The 14,496-nt window shown below is 62.8% G+C and carries 16 protein-coding genes; 5 read left to right on the top strand and 11 right to left on the bottom strand.

Going from position 1 to position 14,496, the window contains the following annotated elements; all coding sequences use genetic code 11:
- Window positions 1–84 precede the first annotated feature (84 nt).
- The 5 genes from AC5592_RS08765 to AC5592_RS08745 all read right to left on the bottom strand — a co-directional run bounded on the left by AC5592_RS08765 (window position 85) and on the right by AC5592_RS08745 (window position 4,093).
- Window positions 85–519, bottom strand: a complete 435-nt coding sequence (locus AC5592_RS08765) for a YbaB/EbfC family nucleoid-associated protein (RefSeq protein ID WP_063063905.1) — start codon at window positions 517–519, stop codon at window positions 85–87.
- A complete protein-coding gene (locus AC5592_RS08760; protein WP_157121689.1) occupies window positions 512–1,162 on the bottom strand; it encodes a hypothetical protein in 651 nt (216 codons plus the stop codon). The genes AC5592_RS08765 and AC5592_RS08760 overlap by 8 nt, the downstream gene beginning before the upstream one ends.
- 92 nt (window positions 1,163–1,254) lie before the next feature.
- Window positions 1,255–1,629, bottom strand: coding sequence for a hypothetical protein (locus AC5592_RS08755; protein ID WP_036498378.1), 375 nt, complete (start codon window positions 1,627–1,629; stop codon window positions 1,255–1,257).
- Window positions 1,626–3,785, bottom strand: a complete 2,160-nt coding sequence (locus AC5592_RS08750; RefSeq protein ID WP_157121687.1) for a hypothetical protein — start codon at window positions 3,783–3,785, stop codon at window positions 1,626–1,628. The genes AC5592_RS08755 and AC5592_RS08750 overlap by 4 nt, the downstream gene beginning before the upstream one ends.
- Window positions 3,782–4,093 (bottom strand): hypothetical protein, encoded by a 312-nt coding sequence (locus AC5592_RS08745; RefSeq protein WP_157121685.1) that lies wholly within the window; start codon window positions 4,091–4,093, stop codon window positions 3,782–3,784. The genes AC5592_RS08750 and AC5592_RS08745 overlap by 4 nt, the downstream gene beginning before the upstream one ends.
- Before the next feature lie 310 nt (window positions 4,094–4,403).
- Between AC5592_RS08745 and AC5592_RS08740 the strand changes: the two genes are divergently transcribed.
- Window positions 4,404–5,336 (top strand): 2-hydroxyacid dehydrogenase, encoded by a 933-nt coding sequence (locus tag AC5592_RS08740; protein ID WP_063063903.1) that lies wholly within the window; start codon window positions 4,404–4,406, stop codon window positions 5,334–5,336.
- A gap of 34 nt (window positions 5,337–5,370) precedes the next feature.
- On the opposite strand, the gene AC5592_RS08735 is transcribed toward AC5592_RS08740, so the two are convergent.
- Together AC5592_RS08735 and AC5592_RS08730 are read right to left on the bottom strand one after the other, a co-directional pair.
- Complete coding sequence (locus tag AC5592_RS08735; RefSeq protein WP_157121683.1) at window positions 5,371–5,574, bottom strand: DUF397 domain-containing protein; 204 nt, start codon at window positions 5,572–5,574, stop codon at window positions 5,371–5,373.
- Window positions 5,571–6,452, bottom strand: coding sequence for a helix-turn-helix domain-containing protein (locus tag AC5592_RS08730; protein WP_063063902.1), 882 nt, complete (start codon window positions 6,450–6,452; stop codon window positions 5,571–5,573). The genes AC5592_RS08735 and AC5592_RS08730 overlap by 4 nt, the downstream gene beginning before the upstream one ends.
- A 217-nt stretch (window positions 6,453–6,669) precedes the next feature.
- On the opposite strand from AC5592_RS08730, the gene AC5592_RS08725 reads away from it, so the two are divergent.
- The 4 genes from AC5592_RS08725 to AC5592_RS08710 all read left to right on the top strand — a co-directional run bounded on the left by AC5592_RS08725 (window position 6,670) and on the right by AC5592_RS08710 (window position 9,752).
- Window positions 6,670–7,044 (top strand): hypothetical protein, encoded by a 375-nt coding sequence (locus AC5592_RS08725; protein WP_063063901.1) that lies wholly within the window; start codon window positions 6,670–6,672, stop codon window positions 7,042–7,044.
- Window positions 7,045–7,069: 25 nt separating this feature from the next.
- Entirely contained in the window at window positions 7,070–7,675 is a 606-nt protein-coding gene (locus AC5592_RS08720; RefSeq protein ID WP_198163792.1) for a DUF3558 domain-containing protein, read from the top strand.
- Between the two features lie 104 nt (window positions 7,676–7,779).
- A complete protein-coding gene (locus AC5592_RS08715; RefSeq protein ID WP_063063900.1) occupies window positions 7,780–9,027 on the top strand; it encodes a hypothetical protein in 1,248 nt (415 codons plus the stop codon).
- On the top strand, window positions 9,024–9,752 hold the full coding sequence (locus AC5592_RS08710; protein ID WP_063063899.1) for an ESX secretion-associated protein EspG: 729 nt from the start codon (window positions 9,024–9,026) through the stop codon (window positions 9,750–9,752). The genes AC5592_RS08715 and AC5592_RS08710 overlap by 4 nt, the downstream gene beginning before the upstream one ends.
- An 85-nt stretch (window positions 9,753–9,837) precedes the next feature.
- On the opposite strand, the gene AC5592_RS08705 is transcribed toward AC5592_RS08710, so the two are convergent.
- From AC5592_RS08705 to AC5592_RS08690, 4 genes are all read right to left on the bottom strand, one after another.
- The gene (locus AC5592_RS08705; protein ID WP_063063898.1) at window positions 9,838–10,038 is read right to left on the bottom strand and encodes a hypothetical protein; all 201 of its coding nucleotides are present in this window, start codon (window positions 10,036–10,038) and stop codon (window positions 9,838–9,840) included.
- Between the two features lie 130 nt (window positions 10,039–10,168).
- A complete protein-coding gene (locus AC5592_RS08700; protein WP_036498357.1) occupies window positions 10,169–10,792 on the bottom strand; it encodes an antibiotic biosynthesis monooxygenase in 624 nt (207 codons plus the stop codon).
- A gap of 105 nt (window positions 10,793–10,897) precedes the next feature.
- Window positions 10,898–11,992, bottom strand: coding sequence for a TPR repeat domain-containing protein (locus tag AC5592_RS08695; RefSeq protein ID WP_063063897.1), 1,095 nt, complete (start codon window positions 11,990–11,992; stop codon window positions 10,898–10,900).
- Window positions 11,989–14,475, bottom strand: a complete 2,487-nt coding sequence (locus tag AC5592_RS08690) for a TPR repeat domain-containing protein (RefSeq protein WP_063063896.1) — start codon at window positions 14,473–14,475, stop codon at window positions 11,989–11,991. The genes AC5592_RS08695 and AC5592_RS08690 overlap by 4 nt, the downstream gene beginning before the upstream one ends.
- Window positions 14,476–14,496 lie beyond the last annotated feature (21 nt).

Genomic DNA, 14,496 nt, shown 5'->3' with positions numbered 1-14,496 from the left:
CTCCCTCATCAGCTGCTCCGTCCTCGACTTGGACGCAGCGGTGCCGCGTCGGGTTCCACGAAACTTGTAGCGGCGCAACAGGCTCTACTGCTCCGGCTGCGGAAACTCCGAGAACTGTCGCCGAAGTTCTCGCATACTGGGCATGCCGGGCATGACCTCGTCGAGATCCGCCATACCGTCGATCACCGATCGAACCGGCTCGAGGAGCTTTGCCCGAGCCTGTGTCACAGCATCGACGCCGGCACGGATCGCCGCGTTCAACTCCTCTGTCAACTGCCGGGGAGTGCTACGCCGATACGCATCATCGACGATATCTATCTCCGTGACCATCCCCGAACCGTTGATCGTCACCCGGGCAAGATCGCTCGGCGTAGTCGCACGTACCTTCAGCGCCGCGAGCTTGTGCTGGAGCTCCGCCAATTCGCCTATCTCACGGTCGAAATCGCTTTGAATGGAGTCCAAGGTCGATCGCAGACCATCATTGGCGGCCCGGATCTGTTCCCGCTCCCACTTATCCATCCGAGTTCGGTCCTTCGGCGCGGCGAGCCCGCTCAGCGTCCTGCCATTCCCGCCACCAGCGCGTCAGCCACGACCCCTGTAACTCGAGGCCCGGAGCGCTGCCACCGTTCATCACCACGACGGTGCGCTCGCGCGGACATACCTCTTCGAGGATCGCGCGGCCGGAAACGGTCCGCCGAAGCCATGGATTGGTCGTCGGTGGCAGGTGCCCGGCGGAGGTATAGATGCGCAGTATCTCCTCACCGGTGTAGAACGGCTCGAGCGGCCAACCTCGCTGCCCTTCGGGATCGTCGTCGGGCAGCTCCATGATCACATCGCTGCGGCTGAAAACGTCGATGAAGTGGCCCAGCTCGCAGAATCCGTAATCGACTCGCCAAATCGCCAGCTCCAAGTGGCTTGCGATGCCGTATGAGTCATATCCTGGGGAGGGCGTGAACGCTGGATTCAACCAAGGTTCGATTGCGCCCTTCTCGTCCGCATACCAACCGCCGATGACATTGACCTCGGTGGCCGATGCCTTGTCGACCCTCGGATCCACGAAGTACCGCCACTCGCCCGGATGCGCACGCGCCCAGGCGAGATCGGCCTCCTTGGGTTCGGGCAGGATCGGTGAGCGAGGCCCCGGAAAATCGGAGATGCTCATCGAACCATCGACATCCGCCGGGACACTCAAACCACGCATCGAAGCCCCCTCCTATACATCCCCGACCGGTCCGTCGTCTGCACTCTAGCGGCCTACGTCAGCCACGACTTCGGCGGACCGTAGCCCTCAGCCCGGGCTTCGTCCTCGTCGGTCCAGTCCGAAGGTAGGACAACTGCATCCCGTCCGCTGGTCTTGGGGCGTCGGCGGTCGGCCGCCATATTCGCGCGTTCGGCAGCCTCGCGCTGCCACTGTTCACGTTCGGCCGATTCTTCGCGGCCCGTCGCGTCTCGGGAAGCCTCCGGATGCTGGGACTCGTTCTCTCGCAACTGTTCCCGCAACTCAGCGAACAGGTCCGCACCTCCCCTCGTGGTCCGCGCGTCCGCCTCCAGGAACTGCTCTCGGATACCGTGTGATCCGGCCCTGTAGTCGGCGAGAATTCGATCCATTTCTGCCGCGTAGTCAGTCATTTCGCATCACCGGTGTCGATTTCGATCTTCACCCCGGTAGGGGAGGGTCGCGGCGGCGAATCGGCGGGGCCTGAGATTCGACTCGGGCCGTCCGACACCGGGGAAGTGCTGTCCAGCGGACCTGCGGTCGCCAACTCGGGACCAGGCTGCCCGGGTGCCTGCAGCGGACCGCCGTCCAAGGGGCCGACAGTCGCCAATTCAGGGCCCGGCACGTCCGACCCCGTGGGCCCGTCGGGAATGTGGCCGTCCCCACCGGGCACTGTGGTCCACAACGGCTTTGGGGGGATGATCCCACTCGGCGGTCGTTCGGACTCGGGCGTGGACTTCCCTCCGCCACCCGGTGCGTGGGGCATCCCGCTCATCGGCATACCGGGCGCGGACGGGCTGTTCGTCCCGGCGTCCACGCCTGTGCTGGGGTTGTCCGCGCGAGGCTCGACGCCATGGCTCGGTAGCGACCCCGGCTTATCGGCCCCCGCAGGCGCCGGCGTCAACGACTGGGCCGAGGATCCAGCGGCGGACGCACCACTCGGGCCCGGACCCGCCGACTGTCCGCCACCAGGTGTGGAGCCATTTCCCTCGGACGGTCCCCTGCCTGACGGATCTGTCGACTCGGCCGGTCCAGGTTTCAAGAACGGCACACCGTCTTTGAGCCCCATCGAGTACTCCTGTGGTTTCCCGTCGGGCCCAGTGACTTTCGCGGTGATTGCGCCGTTCGGCGCCTGAGTGACCGTGAGGTTTCCACCGAACGCACTCAGATTGGCCAGCTCTTTGCCGCCGGTAAGACTCTTGACATCTGTCAGCTGAGCAGCTGCGCCCGGCTGCTGCGAACCGAGGCCGGCAAGGTTGCCCCCGAGCGCGCCGAGGCCCTGCTGCGCGACGTTCTGAATCTGGGACAGGCCCTGCTGCAGGGTTTGCGTAATACCTTGCTGAACCGTTTGGCCCACCTGACTCGTCAAGCTCGATAAGATTTGGGCCGGATTGAACTGAGTGGCAGCAGGATTGGTCGAGACGGGGGTCGCCGGGTTGAAGGAGGACGGTGTCGTGGGCGTGGTCGGAGCCGCGGACGTCGGTGTGGTTGGGGCTGCCGGCCCGGTAGCAGTCGGGCCTGGGCCGGTATTCGATGGCTGATTCGGATCCTGCTGGCCGGGGGGTTTCGGGAACGGAGTCGTGTCTTGACTGTCCAGTAGGTCCATCACCGGCTTGTAGGCTTGGCGAATGTAGTGGTCAGCGAGCGCACATTGGTGTACGAAAGCTATGAATGCCTCGCGGACTGCCGGACCGAAATGATTGATCAGCCAGTCCTTGCACGCCTGCTTGGCTTGGTCGTCTCGCTCCAGATGTAGCTGTTTCTTCGCTTCTCTCTTATCGGAATCGCCAAAAAGAGGCGTACTGGCCTTACCTGCGGCAACAGTGATCATTACGCTGACGAGATCCTCGGCTCCGCCGAGACGCATCGCGTGCCCGGCTACAGGGCACTGCGGCGAGTCGAACCCTGCAACAAAATTTGCCTTGTCCGCGACGATTTGCCGGAGCACTTCCGGAAGGCCATTCAGCGCCGAAGCGACAGCCTGAAGGTACTGAGCCTGTTGGTCAGCGTGGGCGTGCAGTCCGGCGAGATGATCTGTCGCCGCGGCCCCTCCTCGCCCCTGCCATGCCTCCGGGACGGCCTGCGCCACGCCATAAAGGTCAGAGGCCAGGTCTCCACCGCCCAGATGGCTGTCGTTTCCGAGTGCAGCGCCTGTTATCGCCGTCGACAGGTCTCTGAGACTATTCAGGTTCATGCTGCGCTGCTGGTCGTAGTACTTGCCCTCCAAACGCTTCATCTCAGCATCCGGATCCCCTGCGGCATCGATCTTCTCCGCGCCTAGTCCAGGCTCGAGCGCAAGAGCAGGAACATCAATCCGATCGAAGCCGTCGAGCTTCATGATGTCCCAGACACGGTGATATCGGACCAGCGCTAGTCGAAACCATTCGAGACCGAATGCGCCGTTGTCGAGCAGAGCGTTGATGTCACCGTTGATGATCGGCGGTTTATCGGTCCAGATTGGCTGATCGAAGACGTTCCGCCCATCCTCTTTAAGGAAGCGCTCGAGGTCCAACCTCGCTTTGTCGTTGTCACGTCGGTATTGTTTCTCGTATTCCTGCGCGGAGGTCATGCCGAAGTTGCTCCGTCAGCAGAACCGTCGATACGAGTGCGATTCTCCTGATCCGTGCCCACTGTGATATCGACCGCTCGGCGCAGCACGCCCGTGGTTGCCTCGGATGCCTCCGACCACGATTGCAACATCGTGACGATGCCATTGACCCCTGCCGCGATCTTCTTCCCTTGGGCCCCATAGTCCTGCCCCGCGTGAGACGGATCGAACCCCACATTCTCGATGTTCGTCGCATGCGCCTTCGTCGCTTCGACTGCCGGCTCTATCGTCTGCGCCATACCCAGCACAGATTCGGGAACGAAACGCATGACCCCCTCCTGGTCTTCGAACTGAAGCATCGAAGCGGCCCGCATCAGTCGAGCAGCCGCCGCTCGATCATCGCAGACGGAGTGGTGTCGTCGCCAGGTAGCCGTTGGGGCAATCGCGACAACCAGCCCAACGCGCGCAAATACCCCTCCGATCCGGTCGCCGGCCTGGCATGGTGGCCTCGTGAACTGTCCGGCGCCTACTCACCCCCGCATCCTCGTCATCGACCCCGCGCCGAGCGAGTTGGCAATGGACGAGCTGGAAGACTTGACTCGGCTCGGTCTCGTACCGACGGTCAACCTACGTCGAGTTGTGAATCGAACTGTCCGTTCAGAGATCGAATGTCGCTGGGGCTCTGACGATTTCGAAGGGTCCAGTTCAGAGGAGATTCTGGCCGCCTTCGATCGTGGCGGCGGATACGACGCGCTGAAATGTCGCGCGGGCATTCCTCTGAGCCGCAACGTCTTCGAGCAGATGGCGACCGAGCGGCACGAACAACCACTGCGACTGGTCGCCAAGGCCGCTTCTGGTCTGGACAGTTTCGATCTCGACGCTGCCCACGACTTGGGAGTCACGGTCCTGTCCACCCCGGGCGCGAATGCCGACGCCGTTGCCGAGTTGACGATCGGGCTCATGCTCGACGCTCTCCGCGGAATCAGCAAGCGGGACAGAGCTCTTCGTGCCGGCGACTGGGGCGCAGCGGTCGACGGTATGCCCGTTCGGAGTCTGTCGGATTCGCGGGTGGGACTCGTCGGCAGTGGAGCGATCGCACGGGCGGTGGCGGAACGTCTCGTGCCGTTCGGGGCGGAGGTGTGGGTCCACGGGTCGCCGCGCTTCACTGCCGAAGAGGCGGCACAATGGCCTGCATACCGGGCCGAGAACCTGCGCGCCCTGCTGACCGGCTGCGACATCATCTCGGTTCACGTCCCGGCCACCCCCGCGACCATCGGGCTCATCGGCGCGCGGGAGCTGCGGTGGATGAAGCCGGGGTCGGTACTGGTCAACACATCGCGGGAACAGGTGGTGCCCGAGGACGCCCTGGACGCGGCATTGCGCGACCCCAGCTGCGGTCTCGGCCACGCTGCCGTCGACGTATTCGCCGCGGAGGGAATGTCTTTCAGTTCTCGGTTGGCTTCCAACCCACACGCCACACTCAGCCCCCACGTGGGCGGTATGACGTTGAGCGCGATGAAGGCCAGTTCGGAGCGGTTACTGGACGAGATTGCGCGCTTCTACAGCACCTGAAGGATGCCGTACGGTCTGGCAACCACACGAGCTATCAAAGATCGAGTTCCCCCCGAACTGCAGCCGCGACGAAGGGAATCCATTCGGCTGAATCGAACACCAAGGCTGGGCCGGCGGGCTCCTTCGAATCACGCACTGCCACAGCGCTGCTCGGGAGGAAGGCCACCTCAACGCAGTTCTCGGAGCCGCCGCTCCAACTGCTTTTGAACCACTTGGCGAGCGATAAATCTGCAGTCACGACATATACTCCTTCGCCATCTGCCGGAGCCGGTCCCGGCTGGCAGTCGCATCCAACGCGCTCCGCCTCAAATCCTGGTACGCCTGATGGTACCGGTGTACGGCGCTGGATTTCGTCAGATACAAACCGCCCGTGAAGCATTCGGTGTAGACCACCGGCGGCTCAGCAGCTTCGCCCTTCCGGATGGCGTCGAATTCCAGTATCACGAATGGACCCACTGCCTCTCCCAACGGGAACCCGCAGCTGAACGGCAAGACGTGTACTTCGACGTTGTCGCGGGTGCTCATGTCGGCCAGGTAACGCAACTGCACTGCCATCACCTTCGGACCGCCCACGACACCGTGGAGTGCCGACTCGCGCAAGATGACATCCAAGCACGCCGGCCGATACTTCCGGGTTATCCGTGCCTGTCGGCGGATTCTCAGCTGTAGCCGCCGCGCATGCTCTTCCTCGCTGTCTTCCGGATGGGCAGCGCGCATGAGCGCGCTGCCATACGCCGGCGTCTGCAGCAGTCCGGGTATGAGTTCAGGCTCGTAGCTGACGAGACGCTGCGCTGCGGCCTCCAACCCGACGTAGAAGTCGAAGTTCTGCGGGATGACATCACCGTACTCGCACCACCAACTGTGTTCATTACCCTGCACCGCAAGGGCTTTCATAGCAACGGATGCCTCTTCGCCGAATCCGTAGACCTTGCACAGCGCATCGATGTCCACCTCCCTCAGATGGGCCACCATCCCCCGCTCGATCCGCTGCAACGTACTCGCACTGCGCTGAATCAGCGCGGCCGCCTGATGCAGCGTCAACCCGCACTCCTCACGCCCGTTGCGCAGATACCGCCCGAGCTGCCGCCTGGGCAACGTGGAACCACACTCCGACATGCCTGCCTCCCTTCAGGTTCGCTTCGACCGTGGCAGCACATCACCACGCAATCCCCCACTGCCCCATCACTGCGGAATCTCATTCAAATTCCGCATAATCGCAGCAAGTGTTGCATCTTGAACAACGCCAACAAGGCAAATTCCGCGGACAGGGGAACCACGAGGGCTCACCGAGCGTCCAGTAAGGTAGGCGGGACGCACGACGGGAGGGACGCGCATGGACGTGGGGCAGTCAACGGCCAACGCCTTGTATCAGCAGGCGGTCGACGGAACATTCAGGATGGAGCCAGGGGCCGCCCAGAAATGCGCCGAGGTCTTCCAACGATTCGCGTCGACCACCCTCGACACTCAGATCGCGCGCTCACAGGACCTGCACGCACTGTCGGGTTTCGGTGGGTTCAATTCGGCCAAGGAACTTCAGTCGGGCTTCGAAGGCAAAGGACAGGCGCTGACAGAAGCCCTCCAGGGCATGCGGGCCGCCGCGTTCAAGATGGCTGCCGCATACCTTAGAGCAGGCCAGCTCTTGACGGAGGCCGACGAAATGAACGGTAAAGCAATCGCAGCCGAGGATGGTCTCCCCAATGGGAAATAAGCGGTACGCACTGGGTCTAGCCGCCATGGCCACAACGATCCTGGCCACTATGGGTTGCTCCAACGGCGGCAATGCCGACGTGTCTGAATCTCAGACGAGCACCCCCGGGTCGAGCGGCTCAACTGCGACGGTGCATGCACCGAATCCCACACTGATGCAATCCGACCTGCAGCCCCCGGATCAGCACAACCAGTACACAGCTGGAAGCGGCCGACCGGAGGTCGCATTCGACCCGTGTACATGGATACCCGACTCGGCAATTCAGAAAGCCGGACTATCGCCCAGCAGTCGAAAGCGTGGCGATGATCAAGTAGCTGAAATCACCTTCCTGACATGCCGGTTCACCTCACCGACCAGCATCGTCTCCGTGATGTCCGGTAACGCGACATGGGACGAGGATGTCGCGAAAAACAGCTCCTGGAGCGAACCCGTTCAAGTCAACGGACGCCAGGGCATGTGGGTTCGAGACCCAAAATTGAAGGACAGGTGCGAAATACATTTGCAGACGAAAGTCGGTTTCGCCATCGTTGGAGCGACGGTGACGTCAGCGGGCCTCGGCAAAGTGCAAGCATGTGACGCCCTGCTGGATATCGCCTCCGCCATCGAACCTTCGATCGGGACGGATAACTGACAGTGGGCGGTAACGACACACCTCCGGCACCCAACGCGGTTGACGCTCTCGCCAACCAGTACACACAGCCGAGCCCCGGGACTCCCCAGTCCGCGCAGAGCAGGATGAATGCCGCACGCAGTCAGAGTGGCGCCGATTCGATGCAGCGCAACCTCGGTCATGGCAGTATCGATCCGACATATATCACCGATCTCGAACACTGGGAAGGTGTTCCACACCAGGTCATATACGACGGTGCCCAGGCCATGACACCAGGCATTATGCATTCGCAGGCCAAAACGTGGACGGATATCGGCGCCTCACTCGGAGGCGGATTGTTCGGACTGAACCTCGCTATTCAGCGCGCACTTTCGGATGGATTCCACGGACAAGTCGCCGCTGCGGCGTCGGATGCGGCAAATAAATTCATCCAACAAGGGACAGCGGTACAAGAAGTCATCGAGGCGGTCGGCGCACGGATTCATGCCACCGCCTACGGTGCGGAAGCGGTTAAGTTGACCGTTCCCAAGCCCGGCTCCAAGGCAACTCCGACGGCCACACCGGCCACGGACCTGGCCGGCCTGGCTTTGCCCGGTGTCCAAGCAGCGGGCGCTGCGGTCAGCGACGGAAACAACGATGAAGAGCTGTACCGCCAAGCAGTCATGGCGATGAACCTCAACTACAACCCCACCTACCGTCCGGCCGGCGAGAACGTCCCCACGTTCGTCCCCGTGGACAGCCCCGGTGATGGTGGCACGAACAATCCGAACAGTGGTGGCCCCTATAGCAGCAACGGCCCCTCAACTCCCGGTAAGACCACGTCCCCCGGTGATCAGCAGAAGCCGGGCGATCAGGACAAGCAGCCCAGTTCCGATCAATCTCAACAGACCGATCCCGCAAGCACTTCTCAGGGCCAGGGAAATCAACCCGGCAACCAGAACTCGAACCCGGGAAGCTCACTCCCCGGCGGCAATACGACTCCGGCTGGAGTCGATTCCACCAGTGCCGCCGGGTTCGGCGGCCCGGGATCAGGAGTCGGTTCCTCCGGCGGGCTCGGTGGCACCAGCGGAGGAGCCCCGGGAGGTCCGGGGCGAAGCGTGCCGGGGATGCCGGGCGGCGGAACCCCGTCTGCCGCAGCGTCATTCGGTGCGCGATCGGGACAGGCCGGTGCCAGTGGCATGCCGGGTATGGGTGGTCTCGGAGGCGCTCGCAAGAACGAGGATTCCGAGAAGGAGCACAAGACTCCCGACTATCTCGTCATGGATCGGGAAGAGGAACTGTTCGGCCGGCAGGACCCCGCCTTGGGCGGCGCTATCGGCGCCGACATTCCAGCGGCACAGTTCCGTCCGGAGGATCGGGAGCGGCGGCGGTGAAATGGGAGTTCACACCCGACGAGTTCATGCATGTCTGGAAGGAGATCGATCGGGATCGGTATCCGTTCCCCTTGCAGTTGCGCTCGTCGGCGCAGTGGCAGAGCGAATACGACCGGATGCATTCTGCAATGCGGGTACGGATGCGGCGCGGGTTCGATCCGGACCTGTCGGCCGCGCTGCGTATCGTATCGAATCCTCCGATGTCGTTGCTGCTCATGGGCACTCGTAAACGACCCGTGCGGTTCTACGCCGGAATCGACACCACAGCCGGCGTCACCCTGGTTCAGAGACCCGGCCCCGTCGATGATCACGGCGGCAATGTGGTGATCGAGTACGGTTCGTCCGCTATCGCCACGAAGGTGTTCGCCGCTGTCCTCGGCAATCTTCCGGCCGGCCGACGCCCGGCCATGGTCGAGAGCCTCGATCGCATTCGCACCGATATCGAATCCTGGACGGGCACAAAGGAAACCACGTCCGACAGGATGAAGAAGCTGCTGAACTCTCAGCGCGCGGGCTCCGGCCATATCGAAGTCCGTTGCGGCCTACATGATTCCCGCCCGTATCCCCCGCAGTATCTCAGCTGGTTCGATGTCGAGGGCGACGGGCGCTACACCTATCGTCAGCAGTACAACGACTTCCGCATCGATCCCGCGTCGACCGATGACATCTGCCGGGAAGTCACTCGCATGATGGATGTGCAACAGGAGTTCGCCCGAATCGATTGAGCGCGGCTCGAAGCCGAATACGGCGTCTAGGTTCCACTCCGATAAGACGAGTGCGCGGCGGTGTACCACACCGCCGCGACTCACCTCACACCAGTTCCCTACTCGCCGGTGCACGCAGATCGCGCCATCGGACGGCGGTCATGAAGTAGTTGCCGAGACGATCGGGACCGGCACCGTCTCCGAACAGCGCGAGCGGCAGGTAGAGATGAAACAACCAGGTGGCCAGCAGCCTGCCGAAAGTGGGATATCGTCCGGTGTCGGGCTGGATGGCGACCAGGCCGACCACCGCCTTGCCGACCGTGGTCGATCTCGCAACGTTGTATCAACTACCGCATTGAGTGGACGGACGGTGGCTTGCCGCGAAGCTGGAGCAGCCGGCGGCGCCGAAGCAGCTACGGCACCGCTCGGCGCTACCGTCACACCAGTTCCGGCACCCGCAGGTGGGCCAATGCCAGTTCGAACTCGCGTACGTCGATCGCCTCGACACCGACCTGGCGGGCCGCGTCGACACTCAATGCCGCGGACTGCTCACGATTGCGCTGCATGGCCTCGGCGCTGTCGAAGACGCCGCAGGAAACCGCGCGACCGGATGCGCGGTTGATCAGCAGGCTCGCGCTGCAGAAGCCGTCGAGCTGTTCCATGCCCGGCAGGATGTAGTTGCGGTAGGCGTCGGTCGACATGTCTAGGCGGCTCGGATCGGTCTTGATCCAGGTGGCGCGGACGCAGGCGCCTGGCATCGTGCGATGGTCCCGGTGCAACACGGCGATCTCCCATTCCGCGACCTGCGCGGCGGTACCGCCGAAGACCGTCACTGCCCGGTCGCGCGCCGCCATGAAGGCACCCTCGCTGTCGTGCATGGCGGCCTCGGATTCCCATCCGGTAGTGGAGATACAACGACCGAAGGTGCGATCGACGAGGAGAGACAATCCGGTACAGCCGGGGGTTTCCTTCAGCACCGGCATGACGTCATCCCGCATATGCGCAATCCCGGCGTCGATAGCGGAGGGTTGCGCCTGAATCGTGGTAGACCGTGCGAACACGATCGACCCCCTCTCTGCTCGAGGCAGCGCCCGGCGGCGCCACCGGTGCTGTTCAGACTCCTCCGTCGGGCTCACCGTGGCAATAGCCGCGCGTTTTCGCCGGCCCTACTCGCCGGCGTCCCACCCCTGTTGGTAGCCACTGTGGAAGCCGAGATAGGGCGCTCGCATCCTGCCGTTGCTGTCGCTGGAAATGACGTTGACCAGGTCGCCTTCGACCGCCTGGCCCGAGAGAGCGCCGACGCGTATGAGCTGGATCAAATCCCTCAGCTGTCCGTCGTCGCCGAATAGATACGTGTAACGCGCGTCGTGACCGATGAAACCGTTGTGGCTCTGGATCGCTGACGCGATGGTGATTTCCGGCAGGGCTCCGACCACGGCGTCATACTCGACGGAGGGCTGTTGACGCTTGTCACCGGACGGCAGTGGAGTCGTATCACCGAACTCGTCTCGTGTGCGGTCGTCCGCTTCGGCGGTGAGACCGCGATCGAGGATCCTGCACAACACTCCGTACTGGTAGGGGCGCTCGGTGGCGGCACGGTGATCCAGTTCGGCGAACACCCACTCTCTGGCAATGGCTCCGGCAACAGCGAAGGTCGCGTCCACGAAATGCTGGGCCGAGTCCTTGTCGCTGCCGACCACCGCGAATACATTGACCGCGCCGCGGCCGACCGGATCTCTCCCGCCTGGTGCAGGGAAGCCCGCTGCGGCGATACCCGGCGAACGAACTCCTGCCATATTGGCGATAAATGGCGTCAGCGCGGCGCTGATCTGCTGTATCGCCTTGGGGTTCACCTGCCCTACCGATGCGGTTCGGGGGCCGTCGAGATTGAGCAGGTCGGCTACGTGGTCGCCGAGGTATCGCGCCAGCCCGGTCGCGGATTCACCAGCGCGAGCTGCGACCGCGGGGTCGGAGGACTTCGCATCCGGCCCGATCCACGAAAACAGCAGGCCCATCGAGGCCCCATCGTCGTCCCAATGACGGTGCAGCAAATTGCCGAGTACCTGATCTGCGGTCGCCCCCTCCCGGGGCGCATGGCCGGTGAGCAAGTCATGGACCGCCGCCTTGTCGGCGCCGCCGGCCACGACGGCATGTTCGACCAGGTCGTCCGCGGCCGATTGCGCGGGGCTCGGACCGCTACCGCACGCAACCAGCCCAGCCACGATCGCGGCGCACAGAACGCCTCCGACAGAACTCTTCACTTGATCGAATTCCGTCCTTTGTTGACTTCGTTCTGAAGTTGCAGGAATCTTTCACTGAACACGCCGTTGTTGTAGCCATTGATGATATTGGTGAGATTCGAATCGATCACCTGCTCGGGCATGTGATCATCCTCGACCAGTGTCCGGTAGTCCTTCAACTGCCCGCGAGAATCGAACATATCGGTATACTGCGGATCGTGTCCGATGTAGCCGTTTCTGGTCTGCAACGCGTCGGCGACCGCGTAAGAGAGTTGAGCAGGCTGGAAGTGCGAGTCGATTCGAGGTTGCGCAGGGTCCGGCGCCGAATAGAGGCCGATCAAGGCATTCTTCCCCCACGCGTTACTCACATCGATGACCGGTGCCGCGATATCTCCGACCACCGGAACATATTTGATGCCGGTGGTGAGAACGGACTTGATCGAGTCGTAGGCGGCACCTTTGTTCGCGAAGTGGTGAGCGGCGTCCAGCGCAGCCGCCTTGTTGGAATCGCTGGTGCGATCGGACGCTTCCATGGTCAGCCCCTGGTCGACCAAAGCTTGGATCCTGCCGGAAGTGGTTGCCAGTGATCCCTGGGGATTTCCTGGATTGTCGAGCGCGGATTCCACCCACCTGGATTGCAGTTCCGATGCCGCGACGAGCGCTTTTGCATTGAATTGTGTCGCCGCGTCCTTGTCGGTATCCATCAGTGCGAATATCTTCTGCGCACCCGGTCGCCGGTCATCGTGTATGCCATCGGGTGGCGTAAACCCGGCGTGTGCGACATCGGGCGGCAGGTTTCCAGCCATATCGGGCACGTACGGGGCCAGCGCGGACGACAGCGCCTGCACCGCCTTGGGATTGACCTGGCCGAACGCTTCGGTATGCGAGCCGTGCACATTCATCAATGTGTCATAGTTCTTCACCATGCTGCCGGACAGGCCGCCGGCAATTTCGCCGGCGCGCGTCCGGACGGCAGGGTCGGAAGAATGCGAGTCGTCCTCCACCCACCGATACATATTCCCCAGCGCGTCGCCACCGTCGCCCCATTTGTGCGTCAACAGCGTCGTGGTCAACTTGTCCGAGTCGTACGGATGCCACGACTGACCCGGCGTGTCCTTACCGAACAACTCGTCGCTGCCTTTACCGGTGAGCAATGCATGGTCGGCATCGCGATTACGGGCGGCCAGGTCCAGAAGATTCTGCGCACTGTGCTCCGTGTGGCGCAACGCCTCGCCGTCCTGAAGCTTCGTACCTTCATATCCGGTGTATCCATCGTGATCGATGATCCACGCCTGGTGGGCCGCCTGACGCCCCAGTTCCACACCGAATTTCTCGCCGGGCTGGTATTCCTTGTCCGCATTACCGAGGAAGTCGGCAAATTTGTCCAGATCCCCGGTGTACTCTTTGATCGCGCTCTCACGGTCGACATTGTGACCACCGAAGAATCCCGATCGGTAATCATCGGGAATATCTCTGGTGTTAGAATCGGGCGCGCCGCTGATACTCGGCCGGGTGCCAATTATCTCGCGAACCTCGGAGTTGAGTTTCTGATACCCGCCACGGTCGGTGACCGTCCCCTTCGTATCACGACTCACGAGATGCTCGTTCGACAGTGTCATCATCCCGTTGGCCAGGCTCTGCCGCAGCTCGAGGGACTGAGGCGAGCCGTCACGCTTCAGAGTCTCCGAGAGCGAGATCAGGCCGTCCCGGCCCGCCTTGTCGTAGAGGTTGGACAGGTAGCTCATGGTGGAGGCCGGGACGGTAACGTCCTTCCCCTCTCGCAGGGCCGTCAGCTGTTCCGGGGTGAGCCCGGCCTGACGCAGATGATCGAGAATCCGCCGCTTTTCGTCATCGGAGAGTTTCCCGTCTGCGATGGTCTCACCGTCGGCCTTCCCCTGCTCCGCGGTCAGCTGCTTGCTCGGATCCAACTTTCCCGGCGCTTCGGCCGCGACGGTGGTGACACCGCCGCTGTGTTCGAATGCCTTCCGGATGTGATCTGCCGCAGCGTCGACAGCCGTCCCCAGGTCGTTCAGTGCCGTCTTGATCGGCTGCTCGAACGTGTCCTTGCCGTACTTGGTCAGCGCGGCGACGGCATTCTTCCTGTCTTCCGCCTGATCCAAGGAAGCCGTTGCGGCCACGATGGCATCTTGGCCGGCGGAGACCGTACCGTCCTCTGCAACATCGTATTTCGCCTGAGTGGCAGCGGTAATCGCCCCGGTGGCGCGATTCTTGGCCGCCCAGATCGCATCGCGATCGCCTCTCAGTGTCGTGAGAGCCGCAGCGAGGTCACCGGTGAACGAGCGTCCGGCGGTGACCGCTTGCGCGGTGGTGTCACGTGCCCGATCTCCGGTCTTGCCGGTCCAGTAGTCGACAGACTGCCGATAGTCGTTGCCCGTCTTGTCCAAGGCCGTTTCGACCGTGTCGTGCACGGTCTGCCACTCCGTGATGAGCGAATCCAGCGCGCTCGGATTACATTGTTCCGCTTGAGTTTTCGTTGCCGACACAGCCGCCCCCCTTTGTCTTCA

Origin of the sequence: Nocardia violaceofusca NBRC 14427 (genome assembly GCF_963869435.1) — a bacterium.
In the GTDB taxonomy this organism is placed as follows: domain Bacteria; phylum Actinomycetota; class Actinomycetes; order Mycobacteriales; family Mycobacteriaceae; genus Nocardia; species Nocardia aobensis.
Note: the sequence above shows the minus strand (reverse complement) of the source record. Positions and strands in the feature narration are given on the sequence as shown.